Below are 421 nucleotides of genomic sequence, written 5' to 3' on the forward strand. Positions count from 1 at the left end.
ATAGATTTCAGCCAGACAGAAACGGGGTTTGAGGCACAACTGAACAGAAGGAGCACTTAAGCCGCCTTCAACCAAGGAGACATCGTGCAGGGGCACCGCATCGGCTACGTCCGGGTCAGCAGCTTCGACCAGAACCCGGAACGCCAGCTGGAACAGACACAGGTGAGCAAGGTGTTCACCGACAAGGCATCGGGCAAGGACACCCAGCGCCCCCAGCTCGAAGCGCTGCTGAGCTTCGTCCGCGAAGGCGATACAGTGGTGGTGCACAGCATGGACCGGCTGGCCCGCAACCTCGATGACCTGCGTCGCTTGGTACAGAAGCTGACTCAACGCGGCGTGCGCATCGAGTTCCTGAAGGAGGGCCTGGTGTTCACTGGCGAGGACTCGCCGATGGCCAACCTGATGCTGTCGGTGATGGGGG

At 61.0% G+C, this 421-nt stretch carries 1 protein-coding gene; it reads left to right on the top strand.

The features are described 5' to 3' along the window. Positions 1–84: 84 nt before the first annotated feature. A partial coding sequence (locus ASV53_RS24680) for a recombinase family protein (RefSeq protein WP_141226355.1) occupies positions 85–421 on the top strand: 337 nt, incomplete at its 3' end.

The organism is Photobacterium sanguinicancri (genome assembly GCF_002265265.1).
GTDB lineage: Bacteria > Pseudomonadota > Gammaproteobacteria > Enterobacterales > Vibrionaceae > Photobacterium > Photobacterium sanguinicancri.